18 protein-coding genes are annotated in these 18,809 nt (G+C 41.7%); 11 read left to right on the top strand and 7 right to left on the bottom strand.

Annotated features, from left to right (window positions below):
- Window positions 1-211: 211 nt before the first annotated feature.
- The 3 genes from rph (at window position 212) to C9E88_RS15810 (ending at window position 3,423) form a co-directional block, all read left to right on the top strand.
- Entirely contained in the window at window positions 212-928 is a 717-nt protein-coding gene (rph, locus tag C9E88_RS15815; RefSeq protein ID WP_106984135.1) for a ribonuclease PH, read from the top strand.
- Between the two features lie 128 nt (window positions 929-1,056).
- Complete coding sequence (locus tag C9E88_RS17935) at window positions 1,057-1,188, top strand: hypothetical protein (RefSeq protein WP_264766849.1); 132 nt, start codon at window positions 1,057-1,059, stop codon at window positions 1,186-1,188.
- A 21-nt stretch (window positions 1,189-1,209) separates the two neighbouring features.
- Window positions 1,210-3,423, top strand: coding sequence for a phosphocholine-specific phospholipase C (locus C9E88_RS15810; RefSeq protein ID WP_106984136.1), 2,214 nt, complete (start codon window positions 1,210-1,212; stop codon window positions 3,421-3,423).
- 58 nt (window positions 3,424-3,481) lie between these two features.
- On the opposite strand, the gene nadC is transcribed toward C9E88_RS15810, so the two are convergent.
- Window positions 3,482-4,327, bottom strand: coding sequence for a carboxylating nicotinate-nucleotide diphosphorylase (gene nadC, locus C9E88_RS15805; RefSeq protein ID WP_106984137.1), 846 nt, complete (start codon window positions 4,325-4,327; stop codon window positions 3,482-3,484).
- Between the two features lie 185 nt (window positions 4,328-4,512).
- Between nadC and ampD the strand changes: the two genes are divergently transcribed.
- Together ampD and murJ are read left to right on the top strand one after the other, a co-directional pair.
- Window positions 4,513-5,085 (top strand): 1,6-anhydro-N-acetylmuramyl-L-alanine amidase AmpD, encoded by a 573-nt coding sequence (ampD, locus tag C9E88_RS15800; RefSeq protein ID WP_106984138.1) that lies wholly within the window; start codon window positions 4,513-4,515, stop codon window positions 5,083-5,085.
- A 77-nt stretch (window positions 5,086-5,162) separates the two neighbouring features.
- Window positions 5,163-6,713, top strand: coding sequence for a murein biosynthesis integral membrane protein MurJ (gene murJ, locus C9E88_RS15795; RefSeq protein ID WP_171356294.1), 1,551 nt, complete (start codon window positions 5,163-5,165; stop codon window positions 6,711-6,713).
- Window positions 6,714-6,821: 108 nt separating this feature from the next.
- Here the strand turns inward: murJ and C9E88_RS15790 are convergent, their stop codons facing one another.
- On the bottom strand, window positions 6,822-6,980 hold the full coding sequence (locus tag C9E88_RS15790) for a DUF1328 domain-containing protein (protein WP_005006601.1): 159 nt from the start codon (window positions 6,978-6,980) through the stop codon (window positions 6,822-6,824).
- A 194-nt stretch (window positions 6,981-7,174) separates the two neighbouring features.
- On the opposite strand from C9E88_RS15790, the gene C9E88_RS15785 reads away from it, so the two are divergent.
- Entirely contained in the window at window positions 7,175-7,627 is a 453-nt protein-coding gene (locus C9E88_RS15785; RefSeq protein WP_106984294.1) for a YcgN family cysteine cluster protein, read from the top strand.
- Here C9E88_RS15785 and C9E88_RS15780 read toward each other — a convergent pair.
- Both C9E88_RS15780 and C9E88_RS15775 read right to left on the bottom strand, forming a co-directional pair.
- Complete coding sequence (locus C9E88_RS15780) at window positions 7,624-8,088, bottom strand: 2-thiouracil desulfurase family protein (RefSeq protein WP_106984295.1); 465 nt, start codon at window positions 8,086-8,088, stop codon at window positions 7,624-7,626. The genes C9E88_RS15785 and C9E88_RS15780 overlap by 4 nt on opposite strands.
- A gap of 69 nt (window positions 8,089-8,157) precedes the next feature.
- Window positions 8,158-10,290: a sensor domain-containing protein gene (locus C9E88_RS15775; protein WP_106984140.1), complete on the bottom strand. Its 2,133-nt coding sequence runs from the start codon at window positions 10,288-10,290 to the stop codon at window positions 8,158-8,160.
- Window positions 10,291-10,564: 274 nt separating this feature from the next.
- Between C9E88_RS15775 and C9E88_RS15770 the strand changes: the two genes are divergently transcribed.
- Window positions 10,565-11,839: a replication-associated recombination protein A gene (locus C9E88_RS15770; protein WP_106984141.1), complete on the top strand. Its 1,275-nt coding sequence runs from the start codon at window positions 10,565-10,567 to the stop codon at window positions 11,837-11,839.
- Between the two features lie 415 nt (window positions 11,840-12,254).
- Here the strand turns inward: C9E88_RS15770 and purC are convergent, their stop codons facing one another.
- The 3 genes from purC to dapA are packed head-to-tail and all read right to left on the bottom strand — an operon-like array spanning window position 12,255 to window position 14,531.
- On the bottom strand, window positions 12,255-12,974 hold the full coding sequence (gene purC, locus C9E88_RS15765) for a phosphoribosylaminoimidazolesuccinocarboxamide synthase (protein ID WP_106984142.1): 720 nt from the start codon (window positions 12,972-12,974) through the stop codon (window positions 12,255-12,257).
- A gap of 37 nt (window positions 12,975-13,011) precedes the next feature.
- Window positions 13,012-13,617: a lipoprotein-34 precursor (NlpB) gene (locus C9E88_RS15760; protein ID WP_106984143.1), complete on the bottom strand. Its 606-nt coding sequence runs from the start codon at window positions 13,615-13,617 to the stop codon at window positions 13,012-13,014.
- Between the two features lie 14 nt (window positions 13,618-13,631).
- Complete coding sequence (gene dapA / locus C9E88_RS15755) at window positions 13,632-14,531, bottom strand: 4-hydroxy-tetrahydrodipicolinate synthase (protein ID WP_106984144.1); 900 nt, start codon at window positions 14,529-14,531, stop codon at window positions 13,632-13,634.
- 728 nt (window positions 14,532-15,259) lie between these two features.
- Here dapA and mhpT point away from each other — a divergent pair.
- The 4 genes from mhpT (at window position 15,260) to C9E88_RS15735 (ending at window position 18,803) form a co-directional block, all read left to right on the top strand.
- Window positions 15,260-16,465: a 3-(3-hydroxy-phenyl)propionate transporter MhpT gene (mhpT, locus tag C9E88_RS15750; RefSeq protein WP_106984145.1), complete on the top strand. Its 1,206-nt coding sequence runs from the start codon at window positions 15,260-15,262 to the stop codon at window positions 16,463-16,465.
- A gap of 151 nt (window positions 16,466-16,616) precedes the next feature.
- Window positions 16,617-17,027, top strand: coding sequence for a hypothetical protein (locus C9E88_RS15745; RefSeq protein WP_106984146.1), 411 nt, complete (start codon window positions 16,617-16,619; stop codon window positions 17,025-17,027).
- Between the two features lie 51 nt (window positions 17,028-17,078).
- Window positions 17,079-17,714 (top strand): bifunctional nicotinamidase/pyrazinamidase, encoded by a 636-nt coding sequence (gene pncA, locus C9E88_RS15740; protein ID WP_106984147.1) that lies wholly within the window; start codon window positions 17,079-17,081, stop codon window positions 17,712-17,714.
- A 120-nt stretch (window positions 17,715-17,834) separates the two neighbouring features.
- On the top strand, window positions 17,835-18,803 hold the full coding sequence (locus C9E88_RS15735; RefSeq protein WP_106984148.1) for a bile acid:sodium symporter family protein: 969 nt from the start codon (window positions 17,835-17,837) through the stop codon (window positions 18,801-18,803).
- Window positions 18,804-18,809 lie beyond the last annotated feature (6 nt).

Below are 18,809 nucleotides of genomic sequence, written 5' to 3'. Positions count from 1 at the left end.
GTTGTGTTCCGAAAATCCTTTGTTTGCAGTCTAGCAAAAATTGTATGCAGCACCTAGAGATGATCTGGCATGGAAAATAGCGCATGGAGAAAGTACGCAAATACGGCTTGAATTCATGCATTTTGTAAAAGGCTGAGTGTGGTGGTCAAACTCGAAGCGGGCTTCTGCTATACTGAAGCGCATTGTAATTTAGTAAAATGAAGGACCCTTTATGCGTATCGACCAGCGAGCATTAGATCAATTACGTGATGTCAAAATTACCCGTAACTACACACGTTATGCCGAAGGTTCGGTATTGGTTGAATTTGGTCATACAAAAGTCTTGTGTACTGCCAGTATTGATCATTCAGTGCCACGTTTCTTAAAAGGTCAAGGTCAAGGTTGGGTAACAGCAGAATATGGTATGTTGCCACGTTCGACACATACACGTTCTGATCGTGAAGCGGCACGTGGTAAACAAAGTGGTCGTACGCAAGAAATTCAACGCTTAATTGGCCGTAGCTTACGTGCCATGGTGGATTTGAAAAAACTGGGTGAAAACACCATTACGATCGACTGTGATGTGATTCAAGCTGATGGTGGTACGCGTACTGCATCAATTACAGGTGCTGCGGTTGCATTGATTGATGCCATGAATGTATTGCTTGAAAAGAAAAAAATTAAGCATGATCCGCTAAAAGGTTTAGTGGCTGCGATTTCAGTGGGTATGTATCAAGACGAAGCTTTGCTTGATCTTTGCTATGAAGAAGACTCAAACTGCCAAACAGATTTAAACGTGGTGATGACGCAAGCAGGCGAATTCATTGAAATTCAAGGCACAGCAGAAGACAAACCATTTACACGTGCGCAGTGTAACGAAATGCTTGAATTGGCTGAAAAAGGCATTCAAGAATTGATTAAAAAGCAACAAGAGGCATTGGGTTGGTAAGACCTGATTGGCCAGACTAAACGCACCTTTGGGTGCGTTTTTTTTTCATCTGCCTGACATCAAAGCATCATGTTTTGGTCATGCCTATGCGTTATTCCTATGAGGGTATTTACAGATAGGAAATGCAAATGCGTGTTTTTTTTGTCGGGCTCATGATGAGTTCAGTCTTGCTTTTGAGTGCATGTAAAGACGATCAGGCGCAAGGTGATGCGCAAGCACCAACCCCTGAACCCAATTGTAAAATGCATTGTGCACCTTAAGAATAACAACAGGATATAGGTATGAACCGTCGTGATTTTTTAGTTCAGTCGTCTAAAACACTTTTGGGGGCGACTGCTTTAGCGAGCTTGCCACTGAGTATTCAAAAAGCCTTGGCCATAGATGCCAAAGTTGAAACAGGCACGATTCAAGATATTAAGCATGTGATTATTTTGACCCAAGAAAATCGCTCCTTTGATAACTATTTTGGCATGCTCAAAGGTGTGCGTGGATTTGGTGATCGCTTTGCGATTCCTTTAAGCGAAGGGCGAAAAGTTTGGGCACAGTACGATAAAAATAAAACAGTCTATTTCCCTTATCATTTAGACAGCAGACTAGGCAATGCGCAGCGGGTGAGTGGCACGCCACATTCATGGAAAGATGGTCAAGCGGCTTGGGACTGTGGCCGTATGGGCAATTGGGTGGAGCATAAAAAGCCACAATCGATGGGCTATTTTAAAAAAGCAGAAGTTGAATTTCAGTATGCATTGGCAGATGCGTTTACACTTTGCGATGCTTATCACTGTGCGATGCATGCCGGGACCAACCCCAATCGTCAGTTTATTTGGACAGGAAGCAATGGACCAACAGGGACTGGAGTCGCCAGCGTAGTCAATGAGTTTGATGAAATTGGTAGCTCGGCAGTTGGCTATGATTGGATGACCTATCCAGAGCGTTTACAGCAAGCAGGGGTGAGCTGGAAAATTTATCAAAATATGCCCGATAATTTTACCGATAATCCCTTGGCAGGCTTTAAGCAATACCGAGCAGCCAATGAACGTTCAGGGCAACCTGTGAGCCATGCATTAGCGGTTTGCCCTGCTTATGATGAAGCTATTGATGCAAAAGAGCCTTTATATAAAGGCATTGCCAATACGATGCCCAATGACGGTGGCTTATTGGGGCAATTTAAGCAGGATTTGTTGCAAAATAAATTACCGCAAGTGAGCTGGATTGTTGCACCCGCCACCTATAGTGAGCATCCTGGTCCATCGAGTCCAGTGCAAGGCGCTTGGTATATTCAGGAGCTTCTGAATGCACTGACCGATCATCCTGAGCTTTGGAGCCAAACTGCACTTTTGGTCAATTTTGATGAAAATGATGGCTTCTTCGATCATGTGCCATCACCTTCAGCACCTTCGCGTGAGATTAATGCACAAGGCGATATTTTAAAAGTACACGGTAAAACGACTTTATCGGATCAAGCACTTTCCTATGAATATTTTAATCATCCTGCGGTGGCAGGTTCGGTCAGCCAACCACGCCCTGAGTTTGTAAATGGGCAAAATAGCAATTTTTGGCATGGGGTGTATGGCCCAGGCGTTCGTGTACCCATGTATGTGATTTCACCTTGGAGTCGTGGTGGATGGGTCAATTCACAAGTATTTGATCATACTTCGATTATTCAATTTTTAGAGCAACGCTTTGGTGTACACGAGCCGAATATTAGCCCTTATCGACGTGCCGTCTGTGGCGATTTAAGCTCAGCTTTTGATTTTAAAACGCCAAATACGCAAGTATTGCCCACTTTAGACGGCAGTCGAACAAAGGCACAGGCCGATATGATTCGTAGCAATCAAGAAAAACTCAGCCAAGTTCAGGTGCCAAGCCAGCAAGCAAAACCGATGCAGGACACGGGGGTACGCCCATCGCGTGCTTTGCCTTATATTCTGCATTGCAGTGCCAAGTTAAATGAGGCGAGCAATCAAGTGAAGTTACTGTTTTCTAATACGGGCACACAGGCGGGTGTTTTCCATGTGTATAACCAGTTAGATTTAAATGCTGTACCACGTCGTTATATGGTTGAAGCGGGTAAGCAATTGGATGATGACTGGATACTACAAGATGGAAAATATGATCTGTGGGTGCTCGGCCCTAATGGTTTTCATCGTAGTTTTAAGGGCGATATTCGAGATAAAAACCAACAGGCAGTTTTGCCTGAAATTCGGGTGTGCATGGAAGAATGTGCAGCGCGCATATTTTTGAAAGTCCGCCAAGATGGCACACAAAGTGCAGAGCTCACGGTAAAAGCCAATGCGTATTTAGATGGCAAAACATGGACTATAAAAACCACTTCAGGCAGTGAAACTGAATTGGTGCTAGACATGAGTAGCGTGCATGGTTGGTATGACTTTAGTGTCAGCTTGGGTGCCTCATCAAGTTTTGAACGTCGTTTTGCAGGACGTGTTGAAACAGGTGAACATGGCTATTCAGACCCATTTATGGGTGCTGTTTAAGTACAAGATTTCCCATAAAAAAGCGCAGTCGATGCTGCGCTTTTTTATACCGTGTTGCCTAGGCATTAAAACGCATAGATAAATCTACAGCGGTGACATCCTTAGTGAGAACGCCCATAGAGATATAATCGACACCTGTGGTTGCAACTTCACGTAAATTTGCAATGGTAATATTACCTGATGCTTCTAATTTGCAACGTCCTGCCACATGCTTCACAGCATCAATCATTTGTTGTTGGCTAAAGTTATCCAACATCACAATGTCTGCTTTGGCTTCAAGGGCTTGGTTAAGCTCATCCCAAGTTTCAACTTCAACTTCTACAGCTTTGCCTGGTGCAATACTATGTGCTTTGGCAATGGCTTGTGCAATACCACCCGCTGCCATAATGTGGTTTTCTTTAATTAAAAAGGCATCAAATAACCCTAAACGATGGTTTTGACCGCCACCCACTGCTACGGCATATTTTTGTGCAATACGTAGGCCGGGTAAGGTTTTACGCGTATCCAAAAGTTTGGTGTGTAAGCCTTCAAGTTGTTGCACGTACTGAGCAGTTTTGGTGGCAACAGCAGACAAGGTCTGTACAAAGTTTAAGGCAGGGCGTTCTACGGTTAACAAGCTCCGTGCAGAACCGGCTAATTTTAAAAAGGCTTCATTGGCTTCGACACGATCACCGTCATTTTTGAGCCATGTGATTTGTACATTCGGATCATAAGCTTGAATAAGTGCATTGACCCAAGGCTGGCCTGCAAGAATCATGCTTTCACGGCTAATGATGGTTGCGGTTGCTTGTTCTTCCTCAGGGGTGAGTAGCGCGGTAATGTCACCTTCGCCAATATCTTCATGCAGCGCCTGCTGAATATTGATTTGAATAGTTTGTTCAAGCAAGGTTTGAGATATGCTCATAGAAGTTCCGTCTCTTTTTACCCGAGGAAATTTTGCGCGTTATATTAGCATTGTTCATTAAAAAATGAGCGATATTTCCGAAGGGGGATCATCACCTTGAATTGAGATTTTAGATTGAAAGTTTTAGCATGGCTTCAGGTAGTGTGTTGCATACTGCATGACATCAGATGAATTAGGATTGATTTATGCCAAGAGAGGCAAATTTTCGGGTCTGTGAGGGCCAATTGTTGGGGGCACGCCAAGTGCCATCACCTAATTATAATCAGCGCCCTGAACAGACCGAGATTCAGTTGCTCGTGGTCCATAACATTAGCTTGCCTCCGTCGCAATTTGGCGGTGGCTATATCGAGCAGTTTTTTCAAAATCAATTGGATTGGTCAGTACATCCGTATTTTCAAACTATTGAAGGGATGCAGGTTTCGGCGCATCTTTTGATTTTACGCAGTGGTGAAGTACTGCAATTTGTCAATTTTAATGATCGGGCATGGCATGCAGGTCGTTCGAGTTATTTGGGCAAAAAAGAATGTAACGATTATTCCATAGGCATTGAGCTTGAAGGCAGTGATGATTTGGCGTTTACAGCTGATCAGTATCAAGCACTGACCGAAGTCACCGCGTGTTTACAAGAGGCTTATCCTAAGCTTCAACAGCACTTGGCAGGGCATTCAGATATTGCACCGGGACGTAAAACCGATCCAGGGCCGTTTTTTGACTGGGCATTGTTTAGAAAACAATTACATCATTTTAAAAACAAATAAATAACCAAACTAGCGCTAATTTAACCAATGAAATGTTGGCCTAAGTTTCATTACAATAGCGCCAATTTAAAAATTAGGTGAAGACGATGGCACTTTGGCGGTCAACCGTTATAGTCAGCGCAATGACCATGTTGTCACGGGTATTGGGTTTAGTCCGAGATATTGTGCTACTCAATGTATTTGGTGCAGGGAAGGACTTTGACACCTTTGTAGTGGCATTTCGTATTCCGAACTTTTTTCGGCGTTTATTTGCCGAAGGGGCATTTTCCCAAGCCTTTATTCCTGTACTGACCGAATATAAAACCAGTCGTACACATGCCGAAGTACAAATTCTGATTAGTCGGGTATTTGGCTGTTTGGCAACTTTTATGAGTGCGCTGACGTTTGTCGCAATGATTGCCGCACCTGCAATTTTATATATTTATGCACCAGGCTTTCATAATGATCCTGAAAAGTTTGCCTTGGCTACGGAGATGTTTCGCTTAACGATTCCGTATTTACTGTTTATGTCCTTAACGGCTTTTGCCAGCAGTATTTTAAACAGTTATGGCTCATTTTTTTCACCCGCATTTTCGCCTGTATTGCTTAACTTAGCGATGATTGCTGGGGCATGGTGGCTTACGCCGTATATGGCAGAGCCGATTATGGCCTTGGGTTGGGCGGTATTTATTGCAGGTATTTTACAGTTAGTGATTCAGATTCCAGAGCTGTGGAAGAAAAAATTACTCATTCCACCTAAAGTTGATTTTAAACACGAAGGTGTAGATCGCATCATGAAATTGATGTTACCTGCACTCTTTGGTGTATCGGTCACACAAATTAACCTCTTGCTCAATACCATTTGGGCATCGTTCATGCAAGATGGCTCAGTATCATGGTTATATAGTGCAGAACGTATGACCGAGTTACCTTTGGGCTTAATTGGGGTGGCGATTGGTACAGTCATTTTACCGTCGTTGTCAGCACGTCATGCTGAGCAAGATCAAGCCAAATTCCGTGGCATGATTGATTGGGCGGCCAAAGTGATTATTTTGGTGGGTATCCCTGCCAGTATTGCTTTGTTCATGCTGTCTACGCCAATTATTCAAGCCTTATTCCAACGTGGTGCATTTAGTTTAGAAGACACACAAATGACCGCTTTGGCACTGCAATGTATGAGTGCTGGGGTAATTTCATTTATGCTGATTAAGGTTTTTGCACCAGGTTTTTATGCACAACAAGACACCAAAACACCTGTACGTGTTGGCTTGATGGCGGTTGCAGCCAATGCGATTTTAAACGTGGTATTTATTGGCTTCTTTAAACTGATTGACTGGCATGCAGAGCACATGGCTTTGGCTTTAGCATCTTCTGGTTCGGCATTGGTCAATGCAGGGATGTTGTATTTCTATCTGCATAAACGCAATATTTTCCGTTTTGGTGCGCATTGGAAAAAGCTTGCAGTGCAATTTGCAGTGGCCAATATCGTGATGATTGGTGCCCTATGGTATGCCTTAACCTGGTACAACGGCGAAGTATCACAATGGATACGTGTTGCAGAAGTCATTGGTCTATGCGTTGTTGGGGTTGTTGCTTACCTGATTGCTTTAATCGCGATGGGTTTTAGACCGCGTCATTTAAAACCCTAATGCAGTATAGGTGTGGATATAACCTAGATATTGGATCTAAAAAAACAGCACATGAGGTGCTGTTTTTTTTGTGCCATAGACATGACATTTGAGAATTTAACGTAGCTTTTAGACTTTGCCTCGAGAGAGAAAGCCTACAATGGCTAGAATCACTGCGATTACCAATAAAATCACAGCAAAGTCTTTAGAAAGACCAGCAACACCACCAAATCCTAATAAACTGGCAATGAGTGCAATCACAGCAAATATAATCGCCCAACGGAACATTGTTATTCTCCAAGTGTTTTTCTTTTCATATTCAGTATAGTGTGATGCAGTTCAAGCTAATGTTGATCTTTCGTTGGCAATATGTTGATTAAGTTTTAATCTATTTGTGCGGGTGTATGACCCAATGGGATCCGCAAAGTTTGTGGATGTACTGGTATACTGATTCAGCTTTTTTAGACTGATATGACACGATGATGACGGAAACCTTACGCCCTCAATTTTGGAAGAACTACACGCTTGCAGAGTTAAATTCTGCTGAGTGGGAAGCCTTATGTGATGGTTGTGGTTTATGTTGTCTGATCAAGCTCGAAGATGATGAAACTCAGGAAGTGGCTTATACCAACGTTGCTTGCCAGTTATTGGACTGTAAAACTGGTCAATGCTCGGATTATGTCCATCGAAAAGACTCGGTGCCTGATTGTATTCAACTCACACCCGCACAAGTTGATACCATTCGCTGGTTGCCTTCAAGCTGCGCATATAAGCGAGTGCAAGAAGGTAAAAAATTGCCTTCATGGCATTATTTAATTTCGGGTAGTCGCCAAACGGTGATGACCGTAAAGAAAACAGCCGCGGGTCGTTGCATTAGTGAATTAGATGTCGACCCAGAAGAGATTGAAGAATACATCGTGCGCTGGGTGCGTTAAGCTTCTGGCCACGCGCTGATAAAATCATGTTCTGAGCATACCTGAATACCTTCTTGCTGGAGTAAGGTCGCAGTGAGACCCATACCCGTGATGAGTTGCCCAGTAAACTGTCCATCATAAATCCAATGTCGCCCGCAGGATGGGCTTTTCTCTTTAAGAATTGCCACGCTAACATGGTGTTTCTGAGCCAATCTGAGTGTCTGATAAGCACCGTTTAAAAATGCTTGTGTGACATCTAAACCAGTATTGTCGAGAATGTGCGCACGCGATTGGAGCACATCGAGTGCTGTACCACCATGAATTTCTGCGGGTGCACGCGGACATGCCAAACCACCTAACATTTCAGGGCAGGCTATGATAGCTTGGCCTGAGTCTACAAGTTGCTGCAGTATAGGATAGGTATAGCTTTTTGCATCGTAGCGAACAGTCTGCCCAACGAGGCAAGCACTAATCAAATACATTGCTGAATGGAGCTCATGATGTTGTAAAAATAAAGCATGACTAAAATCAAAGCACAAACAAGAAGGGTATTAGCGTACCTCTAACAGTGCGCTAATATGTTCAAAGCTCATTGGGCGATAAAAATAAAAGCCTTGGCCTTTTTGGCATTCACAATCTTTGAGTACATTGAGTTGCTCTGTATTTTCAATTCCTTCAACCAAAATATCCATAGAAATACTCGAGCCTAGCTGTGTAATGGCTTTGACGATTGCAAGTGCCGAGGAGTCTTTGGTCATACGTTCTACAAAGTTACGATCAATTTTAATACAGTCAATTGGGTAGTCGCTGAGGCGTGTCAGTGATGAATGTCCTGTACCAAAATCGTCTAAAGAAATACTCAAGCCTTCTTTTTTCAGCAGATGCAAAGCACGAATCACATAATGAGAACCTCGTTCAGACAAACTTTGCTCGGTAATTTCAACTTCTACTTTATCATGCGGAATTTTGTACTTTTGTAGGCGCTGAAGCATTTTCTCTGCATAGTCGTCTCGTAAAAATTCGACGGGTGCTGCATTAATTGAAATCGGTAAGAGTTCTAAGCCTTGATCCTGCCATTCATTCATATCTTGGAAGATTTTATTTTGCATGGTTTCGCTAATGCGCGAAGCCAAGTCATAATCTTGGAAAGCAGCATAAATATGTGAAGGCAGTTGTAGTACACCGTGTTGATCTTTCCAACGGAGTAGGGCCTCAAAGCCAATCACACGACTATCTTGGAGCTGAACTTTGGGTTGGTAGAAAGGCTCAATTTGATCATTTTTAATGATACTACGTGCCAAAGTGAGCTGGCGTGTAGTGGCTTCAAGTGCTTTAAACATGTCTAGATTAAACATGCGTATGCCACCGCGTCCGCTAATTTTTAAATCATTCAGCGCAATATCGGCACATTTCATTAAGTTTGATGAACTCTGCGCATCACGGGGATAGATCGAACAACCGATACTCATACCACCATTAATAAATTGCCCTGTGTAGCTAATGGGCATATCCAGTTGTAACCAAGCTTGGTGAGCCACATCCATCAGCTGTTGCTCATCGACAAGCTCGGGTACCAAGATTGCAAACTCATCACCACCAAGGCGTGAAACAATAATATCTTCAGAAAAACAGCTTTTAAAACGTTGGCCAAGGGTGTGTAATAAATGATCGCCTGCAACATGACCGAGCGTATCGTTAACGTGCTTAAAATAGTCGAGGTCAATCAGCATTAGGCCAATTTGATGATCATAATTGAGCGCATATTGCAGGTGCTTTTTAAAAATTCGAGTAAAGGCACGACGGTTAAATAAGCCAGTCAGCTCATCATGTTCTATGATTTGTTGTAAGCGACTTTCGGCTGCTTTTTGTTGGGTCACATCACGTGACACACATAAAATACTTTCAGTTACCCCATTTTCGTCCACAATGGGCGTCAAAATATTGTCCCAAAACTGGTGCGTTTGTCCGTCAAGGGTACTCTTGCTTGCAAATCGGGTATTTTTGCCTTGGCAGGCTTGAGCTAAGGCTGCTGAACCTGCTTTGCGAATGTCTTCAGGTAATAAATTTAACCAAGGCATCCCAAATTTTTTTTCAGTAACCGATACGCCTAAAGCCAAACATCCTGAACGATTCATGTGTGTTAAGTTGCCATCGGGTGCCAAAATTTTAATGCAATCGATACTGGCATTGAGCATTTTATTTTGTGCTGATACTTGATGGCTGAGCGCTTGTTGTTTTTCATAACTGTCATGAATGTCGATAAAACTGACTGAACATTCAAATAATGAGTTGGGTGCTTGTGGAAATTCGATGTGAACGGCACACATGCGATAGCCAAGTTGATGATGTTTAAGGCGACATTCTTTTTTAAAATTTTGTTTGGTTTGTTGTGCTTTTTGCCATAGAACAATGAAATGTTCGAAGTCTTCTGGATGAATATAGTTTAACCATTTTTCTGGTAGATGTTGGTTCAGGTCGACATCGATAAACTGGCAAAGTTTACTGTTGCTAAAAGCAGGACCTTGAGCAGTTTGTAGCCAAAGTGGCAACGGTATATTATTGGCAAATTGTTGTAACATGACATCATCGGCAACACTGCGCTGTGCTTTATTTAAAGTTGTTCTAAGCTCAGTATCATACTGAGCGTGTGGCACGGCTGGTTTGTTCTTCGATGATGATTTCATGGGGTCACCAATGTGGCTATGGCGGCAGAAGCAATCCTTGTTTCTGTACGTGTTATCCTTCCAAGCATAGCTTGAAGCATTGCTTTCAGGAAGTGTTTTACAAACAACTAATCATATTTATTTTAAACTTTCCACAAAATTCAGACCATCCAACAATTAGCCGATGAATACCCAAAAAACTTCTATAAACGGCACAGAATATTCCTGCTTAAATTAAAAAAGCTAGTGTTAGAATAGAGCCCGATGTATTTTTAAGCAGCCGTGAATTTAGACAATGTCAGACAGCAATATTCCGCTTCCAGAACGAATTAGACCCCGCGACCTTTCTGAGATTACTGGGCAGGATCACCTGCTGGGAGAGGAAGCGCCATTGCGTCAGATGATTGATCAAGGGCATTTACCCTCTATTATATTTTGGGGGCCACCTGGTGTTGGTAAAACCACAATTGCCTTGCTATTGGCTCAAGCTGTTGATCGGCCTTTTGTGAGTTTATCGGCTTTAAATACGGGTGTTAAAGAGCTACGTGAAGTGATTGCAGACAGCGGTGATTTACTCACGCCTGTGGTGTTTATTGATGAGATTCATCGTTTTAATAAGTCTCAGCAAGATGCATTATTAAATGCAGTTGAAAAAGGCAAAATCACTTTAATTGGTGCGACCACGGAGAATCCATCTTTTGAAGTGAATAGCGCACTACTATCCCGCTGTCAGGTCTATACCTTAAATGCTTTAGATGAAGCTTCTATACAAAAATTATTAAAGCATGCAATTGAGCAAGATCAATTTTTAAAAGACCGTTATATTCAAATAGAAGAATATGAAGCTTTGATCCAATTTGCTGCTGGAGATGCTCGAAAGGCACTCAATTTGTTGGATTTAGTGGCCAGCACGTTTGAAGCAGATTTAGAAAATATTATTACGAATGCAGTCGTAGTGAAAGTTGCACAGCAAAATATTGCCCGTTATGACAAATCTGGTGAGCAACATTATGACTTAGTGTCTGCCATGATTAAATCGATTCGTGGCAGTGACCCAGATGCAGCTTTGTACTGGCTGGCACGTATGCTCAAAGGCGGTGAAGATCCTGTATTTTTAGCACGCCGTATGCTGATTGCAGCATCCGAAGATATTGGTAATTCGAATCCGAATGCCTTATTGCTGGCGGGTGAATGCTTCCGTTCGGTACAAGCGATTGGCATGCCTGAAGCACGCATTATATTGGGCCAATGCGTTGTATATTTAGCTACCAGTGCAAAAAGCAACAGTACCTATTTAGCGATTAACAAAGCCATGGATTTGGCCGAGAAAACTGCGAATTTGCCTGTGCCTTTACATTTACGTAATGCACCTACCAAATTGATGAAAGAACAAGGCTACGGTGCCCACTATTTATACCCACACAATTATCCAGAGCATTTTGTTCGTCAAGATTACCTTCCACCTGAATTAAAAGGCACGAAGTTGTATGAGTCGGCACGTAATAAGCGTGAGGTTGAGGGGGAGCGTTTGCAACAACGCCGTTGGCAGGAACAACAACAGCAACAATAAAGTACAAAGCGAGCATGTCTGGACAAAAAAAAGCCCAGTATCTTGGGGGAGAACTGGGCCGAAAAAGAAAGCTTTTGTGTCAGACATCTATGCAGACAATAACAAATTTGGTCGACAGCACAGATATGATTGGTTTGAGATCACTCTGGCTGTCTAATCTGTTTTGTATGATAAGAGGCTTTGCCTTGTTTGTAAAAACGGGCATTTTTATAAGTTTGATTTGTTTTTTAGATTAAGTTAAAAGTATTTGAATTTATTATTAAGAATATAACTAAAAATTTTACGACTGGTAAAATATTATTTATGACTCTGCTATTTCTCTTCAAGAAACTGTCTGCGCCATAGTGAAGTACTCAGGCGATAAAAACAAAAAACCGAGCAAGGCTCGGTTTTTTGTGTGAAGTTTCAGAATCAATTAGATGTCTGAAAGGTCGATGCCAATACGTGCAGCAACTTCTTCGTATGCTTCAACAACACCGCCTAGGCCTTGACGGAAACGGTCTTTGTCGAGTTTTTTCTTGGTGTCTTTGTCCCATAGACGGCAACCATCTGGAGAGAATTCATCACCCAGTACGATACGGTCATGGAAAACACCAAATTCAAGTTTGAAATCAACAAGAAGCATGTTACCTGTAGCAAAAAGTTCTTTCAGTACGTCATTTACTTTGTATGTAAGGTCTTTCATTTGAGCCAATTGCTCAGCAGTCGCCCAACCCAAAGAAATAGCTTGCGATTCATTTACCATTGGATCGCCAAGTGCATCGTCTTTAAAGAAAAGTTCGAATGTTGGTGGAACCAATTCTTTACCTTCTTCAACACCTAAACGACGGCATAAAGAACCAGCTGCATAGTTACGTACTACACATTCCACAGGAATCATGTGTAATTTTTTTACTAAAACTTCAGTTGGAGAAAGAAGTTTCTCAAAGTGAGTTTCAATACCAGCGGCTGCCAATTTTTCCATGATAAAGGCGTTAAAACGGTTGTTCACCTTACCTTTACGATCTAGTTGTTCGATTTTCTCGCCATTGAATGCAGAGGCATCGTCACGGAAGACTAGGATGAGGTGATCTGCACTGTCTGTTTCATAAACAGATTTCGCTTTACCAGTATAGAGCAAGGTTTGTTTTAACATGGAGGGAACCTTTTTCAAAAAAAATGCCTAGAAATGTCTAGGCTGGCCAATTTTGGTAAATCTGAGCTAACAATTCTGCAGCGACTTCTTTATCTGCAAAAGTGTTATCGGCATTGAATACAGCTAGGTTATTGCTAGTACCCACAGAAGAAAGTCTTAACACATACGTTTTTTGGTCGACTTTAACAGTTACTTCATAACGGTTTTTGCTTTGACCAACGATGGTGTGATTGAGGCTACTGAGGGTAGCAAGTGTGTACTGCCAAATTGTAGCAGAATTTCCATCAATTTTGAGTAAAGGATTTTGATTTCCATCACTTAAAAGCTGAGGATGTCCTAGCATAGCTGTGCTATTTGAGTCGTCTGCAGAGGATTGTTCCTGAGCTGCATCTGGGCGTGGTAAAGCAAAACGGTTGCCACGTTTGTTTTCAAGTTTTGGTGCATGCTCAATTGCAAGCGCGTCAACCGTTGGAGCAGGGTACAATGGCGCCACAGGTCGCACCATTGAACCTTCAGGATATTTTAACGGTTCTAAAGTTGTGGTTTCTTTATAATCTAAGGTGCCATTTTTAAAGGCCAAAGAACTACAACCTGCTAAACTGAATACTGAAAGTGCAAGGGTGAGACCTAAACGTAATTGCATAATTTTACTGCTCTTTATTTGATTACGCCCGCTTGATTAAGTGCTTCGTGTAGCGGTGCGCGGTATTGTTCTGCAAGCGGTGTCAACGGCAGGCGGATACCTGTGCTGATTAAGCCCATATCATGAAGTGCCCATTTCACAGGAATTGGGTTAGATTCACAAAATAAAATATTGTGTAGATTTGCAACTGTTGCATTAATTTCAGTAGCTTTAGCATGATCACCGGCAAGAGCTGCTGCACATACGTTGCTCATTGCTTTTGGTGCAACATTGGCAGTAACAGAGATATTGCCTTTTGCGCCATGTTCCATCAGTTGATATGCCGTAGCATCGTCACCTGAATAAACAGTCATGCTTTTGCCTTCAAGGCCTTTGATTAATTCAATACCACGTGGCACATCACCTGTTGCATCTTTAATGCCCACAATTTGTGGAATGTCAGCTAAACGAATAACCGTGTCATTGAGCATATCGACACCAGTACGACCTGGTACGTTATACAAAATCATGGGTAAATCAGCAGCTTCAGCAATGGCTTTGTAGTGTTGGAACAGGCCTTCTTGAGTTGGCTTATTATAATAAGGCGTTACGAGTAGCGCGGCGTCTGCACCAAGTTCTTTTGCTTCTTTGGTCAGTTCAATCGCTTCGTGGGTTGAGTTTGCACCCGTACCAGCAATAATTGGAATACGTTTGTTGGCAACACGAATGATTTCTTTGATCACTTGAGTGTGTTCTGCCATGCTTAAAGTCGATGCTTCGCCTGTCGTACCTACAGCAACAATACTGTTTGTGCCTTCTTGGATATGCCACTCAACGAGCTTTTCGAGTCCCTTCCAATCTACGCTGCCATCTTCGAACATTGGGGTGACGATTGCGACAATTGAGCCTTGGATCGGCTGTGCTTGCTGAGTCATTTTTAAAACAATCCTATTTTTCTATCCAAACGACTAAATTGAGTATGAATTTGGACAGGTTCGTATTTTTGATAGACAGCAAATCAATCCGTTTGCATGGAATTGGGTAATGCTTATGCAAATTATGACTGATCATGCGTCTAAGAACAATATGCTTTAGTCAAAGCGGTAAAAAACTTTATACAAAGCTTAATTAAAACAATCAAGCACTTGCTTTTAACAAATGAGATTGGTTTTTACGCGTATGGCTATACTGTATAGATAAACAACAAAATATAGGCTAAAAAGCGCCAAAATCTATGGTTAAAATAGAATGAGATTAGCTTAAGAGCGTGTCTAGTGTGCTATTCCGTCTATTTTGATCAGAATTTAAGATAAAAAAAAGATGAACATAGACTTGAAAGTTATAGAAAATTGCGATGTATTTGTTGCAAATGATCTTTAAAAATTATGTTAATAATCTGTTTTAAATATAATGATTTTTTTTGTTACATACCAAACCGTAAAGAATAGTAGTTGATCTATCTGTTGAAATGTCACATTTAATGAATCAGAGTGAAATGTATTTATCGCTTTTAAGACTTTATATCTACCTGCTTAACTAAAAGAAAAATCAACAAATATAAGCCCTATTCGCCTTTGGACTAACACTTATTGTCAGTATGTTCATTTAAGTTGCTCATAGATGATGCATTTTTTTGAACACTGATTGACACAAGGATTCTCCAATGGAAAAGTCAGATAATAAACATGCTATTGTCACGGTAGCGATCTGTTTTCTAATTGCCGTAATCGAAGGCTTAGATATTCAGGCAGCAGGTATTGCAGCTGCTGGTATTCGTGAAAGTTTCGGTCTAGATAGTTCGCAACTGGGGGTGTTTTTTAGTGCAGGGATTTTAGGCTTACTGCCTGGTGCACTAGTTGGTGGTCGAATTGCGGATCGGATTGGTCGTAAAACGGTATTAATTTGGTCGGTTGCCATTTTTGCAGTTTTCACATTATGTACAGTATGGGTGAATAGTTTTAATTCATTACTTGCAGTACGTTTCTTGGCTGGTGCAGGACTTGGTGCTGCTATGCCAATCTTAATTACATTGGCTTCTGAAGCGGTAACACCTGCAAACCGTGGTCGTGCTGTAGGTCTAATGTACTGCGGTATGCCTGTTGGTGCTGCAATTTTATCGTTGGTGGCAAGTACTGAGTTTGGTTCAAACTGGAAAAACATTTTCTATTTAGGTGGCTTGTTACCGATCATCGTGATTCCAATCATGATGCTATTGCTTCCTGAGTCTAAAGAATATTTAAAAGCAAAAGAGCAAACTGCGACTGCAAGCACTGAAGCAGTTCCACAAGGTTCTTTTAAAGACCTATTTAACTCTGAAAACTTATTGCGTACGGTCTTCCTTTGGACGAGCTATTTCTTCACATTGATGGTGGTTTACATAATGTTAAGTTGGTTACCGTCGTTGTTCCAAGAATTAGGCTTTACACGTAAAGAAGGCGCGACTGCACAGTTCTACTTCATGGTGAGTGCAACTGTAGGTACGGTGGTGCTAGGTGTATTGACGGATCGTTGGAAAAAAACCTTCGTAATCTTGTTGATGTACGGCGGTATTTTAGCAGGCCTATTGGCATTAAATGCAGCAGGTTCATTAACGCAAATGTACTTGGCTTCTGCATTGGTTGGTGCATTTGTGATTGGTTGCCAAGGCGTATTGTATGCGTTCGGTGGTATTGTTTACCCAACAACTGTACGTGGTACAGGTATTGGTGTTGCATCGGCAGTGGGTCGTGTAGGAGCAATGCTTGGGCCCGCAATTGCTGGTGCATTGTTAACTGCTGGCTTTGGTGCTGCAGGTGTAATTTCAGCAGCCATTCCATGTATTATTATTTCTGCGATTGTGATGTTATTACTGACACGTCGTCTGGCTTAATCGCCAATAAAAGTAAAAAAGCCCGTCATCGACGGGCTTTTTTATTGTGGGATATAAATGTTTTGATGTTTAAATATTTGCTGAAATTTTAAGTTAGACTGCTGATTTATATGTGATAATAAAATTAAATAAAAAAGAATACGGGGGCCAAATGAGTCAAAATCATTGGATGGCACAATTTAAAGTTGATGGTCAGCTTTTTACACTTTCATTTAAGCAAAATGAATTTAACTTAACGCTCAAACGTGATGTTAAAAAAATGAATTTCGCTCGAAGCAAAGGTATGAATGCTTGGCTGGCTTTTGCCGATGACCCTGTACAAGATGATGTTAATATGGGGATTAATGCCTTTGAAGTCATGCGTTTGGCGCGTGAGCATATTGTAAATTTTGTCTATAAATATCAACCTTTGTATTTTTGTTTTCATGCCTCCACTGAACGTAAATCCAAAATTTATCCACGTTTTGCGCGGTCTTTACAACAGGATTTGCCGAGATATAACTTGAATTCGCTAGGCGGGTCATTTTATTTTTATCGTCAAGACGAAATACTACAACCGTGAACCGAATGCGCCCAAGCGCAGATTGAATTGAATGAAAATGGATTGAGTGATATGCAAAAGAATTGTGCCTTAATTGTGGTCGATGTTCAGAATGGGTTTACACCAGGTGGCAACCTTGCTGTGGCAAATGCAGATCAGATTATTCCTGCAATTAATCAATTGGCGCAATATTTTGAAAATGTAGTATTAACGCAAGATTGGCATCCGGCGAATCATATTTCATTTGCGGCCAATCATGAGGGTGCGAAGCCCTATGACAGCATTAAATTGGCCTATGGCCCACAAGTGCTTTGGCCTACACATTGCGTCCAAGGCACACATGATGCTGCTTTACATCCAGACTTGTCTATTCCACATGCCCAATTGGTGATTCGTAAAGGAATGCATAGCAACATTGATAGTTATTCTGCATTTATGGAAGCTGATCATCAAACCTCAACAGGTCTTGCTGGTTATTTAAAAGAACGTGGGATTGATAGCGTTTTTATTGTGGGTATTGCTACAGATTTTTGTGTGGCGTGGACAGCAATGGATGCAAGTCGTTTAGGTTTTCGTACCTTTGTGGTGGCAGATGCATGCAAGGGGATTGATCTACAAGGGTCATTGCAGCAGGCATGGCAGGACATGCTATCTAATGGTGTGAAACGGATTTATATGAAAGACATAAAAGCAATAACAGAGGCATAAAGCAGAAATAGAAATATTATGAATATGTAGGCATTTTATACTTTTTAGTCCAAAGGTGAATTGTGACGTGCTAGCGACTTATGGCAGGGTATAAGCATGTACATTGAGATGGGCAGAGTTATGTCAGGATTCTTGCGCTTTACACAATTGATTCAAAAAACGTTCGCATTATGGGTAATATTCTTTGCAGGGATTGCGCTTTTAGCACCTGAAATGTTTGTGTGGCTCAAAGCCTATATTCCATGGTTGCTGGGTATTGTTATGCTGGGTATGGGCATGACAATGACCTTAGATGATTTTAAAGGGGTATTGCAAAGTCCTAAAGCGGTCTTCATAGGAGTCGTTGCACAGTTTTTTGTGATGCCGGGATTGGCATTTGTATTATGTAAATTGATGAATTTGCCTTCTGAGATTGCCATTGGTGTGATTCTGGTTGGGTGTTGTCCAGGTGGGACAGCTTCAAATGTCATCACTTATATGGCCAAAGGCAATACTGCGCTTTCAGTTGCATGTACTTCGGTATCTACTTTACTCGCTCCGTTATTAACACCCGCTATTTTCTATTTATTGGCTAGCCAGTGGATTGAAATTAATGCAGGCTCAATGTTCATCTCTATTTTACAAGTTGTGTTATTCCCAATAGTTTTGGGCTTAATTATTCGTACATTGTTACAGTCTAAGGCTGAATCATATATTCAGGTGATGCCCTTGGTTTCTGTCGTGGCCATTGTGGCTATTGTGGCAGCCATTATGGCGGGCAGTAAAACACAAATTTTAGAATCTGGCTTGCTCATTCTAGGTGTAGTTGCCCTACATAATGGTTTGGGGTATTTACTTGGTTTTTGGGTGAGTCGCTTCTTTAAGCTACCTTATGCAGATGCCAAGGCTGTAGCAATTGAAGTGGGCATGCAAAACTCAGGTTTGGGTGTGGCCTTAGCAGCAACGCATTTTGCAGCATCGCCTTTAACAGCATTACCAAGCGCAATTTTTAGTTTATGGCACAATATTTCTGGTCCTGCACTGGCAACCTATTGGGCGTCAAAAGCACAGTCTGAAGCTATGCCAAAGACAAGCCATGAACCCAATTGATGAGAA

It is taken from the genome of Acinetobacter cumulans (assembly GCF_003024525.3).
Lineage (GTDB): Bacteria > Pseudomonadota > Gammaproteobacteria > Pseudomonadales > Moraxellaceae > Acinetobacter > Acinetobacter cumulans.
The sequence above is the reverse complement of the archived record's forward strand: the minus strand, read 5'-3'. Positions and strand labels throughout refer to the sequence as shown.

Bases quoted from the DNA above. Each gene is read 5' to 3' on its own strand.
- mhpT (WP_106984145.1), top strand. From the start codon at position 15,260: ATGGAAAAGTCAGATAATAAACATGCTATTGTCACGGTAGCGATCTGT.
- C9E88_RS15760 (WP_106984143.1), bottom strand. From the start codon at position 13,617: ATGCAATTACGTTTAGGTCTCACCCTTGCACTTTCAGTATTCAGTTTA.
- pncA (WP_106984147.1), top strand. From the start codon at position 17,079: ATGCAAAAGAATTGTGCCTTAATTGTGGTCGATGTTCAGAATGGGTTT.
- C9E88_RS15780 (WP_106984295.1), bottom strand. From the start codon at position 8,088: ATGTATTTGATTAGTGCTTGCCTCGTTGGGCAGACTGTTCGCTACGAT.
- nadC (WP_106984137.1), bottom strand. From the start codon at position 4,327: ATGAGCATATCTCAAACCTTGCTTGAACAAACTATTCAAATCAATATT.
- C9E88_RS15785 (WP_106984294.1), top strand. From the start codon at position 7,175: ATGACGGAAACCTTACGCCCTCAATTTTGGAAGAACTACACGCTTGCA.
- C9E88_RS15810 (WP_106984136.1), top strand. From the start codon at position 1,210: ATGAACCGTCGTGATTTTTTAGTTCAGTCGTCTAAAACACTTTTGGGG.
- C9E88_RS17935 (WP_264766849.1), top strand. From the start codon at position 1,057: ATGCGTGTTTTTTTTGTCGGGCTCATGATGAGTTCAGTCTTGCTTTTG.
- C9E88_RS15790 (WP_005006601.1), bottom strand. From the start codon at position 6,980: ATGTTCCGTTGGGCGATTATATTTGCTGTGATTGCACTCATTGCCAGT.
- C9E88_RS15745 (WP_106984146.1), top strand. From the start codon at position 16,617: ATGAGTCAAAATCATTGGATGGCACAATTTAAAGTTGATGGTCAGCTT.
- C9E88_RS15775 (WP_106984140.1), bottom strand. From the start codon at position 10,290: ATGAAATCATCATCGAAGAACAAACCAGCCGTGCCACACGCTCAGTAT.
- C9E88_RS15770 (WP_106984141.1), top strand. From the start codon at position 10,565: ATGTCAGACAGCAATATTCCGCTTCCAGAACGAATTAGACCCCGCGAC.
- dapA (WP_106984144.1), bottom strand. From the start codon at position 14,531: ATGACTCAGCAAGCACAGCCGATCCAAGGCTCAATTGTCGCAATCGTC.
- rph (WP_106984135.1), top strand. From the start codon at position 212: ATGCGTATCGACCAGCGAGCATTAGATCAATTACGTGATGTCAAAATT.
- ampD (WP_106984138.1), top strand. From the start codon at position 4,513: ATGCCAAGAGAGGCAAATTTTCGGGTCTGTGAGGGCCAATTGTTGGGG.
- purC (WP_106984142.1), bottom strand. From the start codon at position 12,974: ATGTTAAAACAAACCTTGCTCTATACTGGTAAAGCGAAATCTGTTTAT.
- C9E88_RS15735 (WP_106984148.1), top strand. From the start codon at position 17,835: ATGTCAGGATTCTTGCGCTTTACACAATTGATTCAAAAAACGTTCGCA.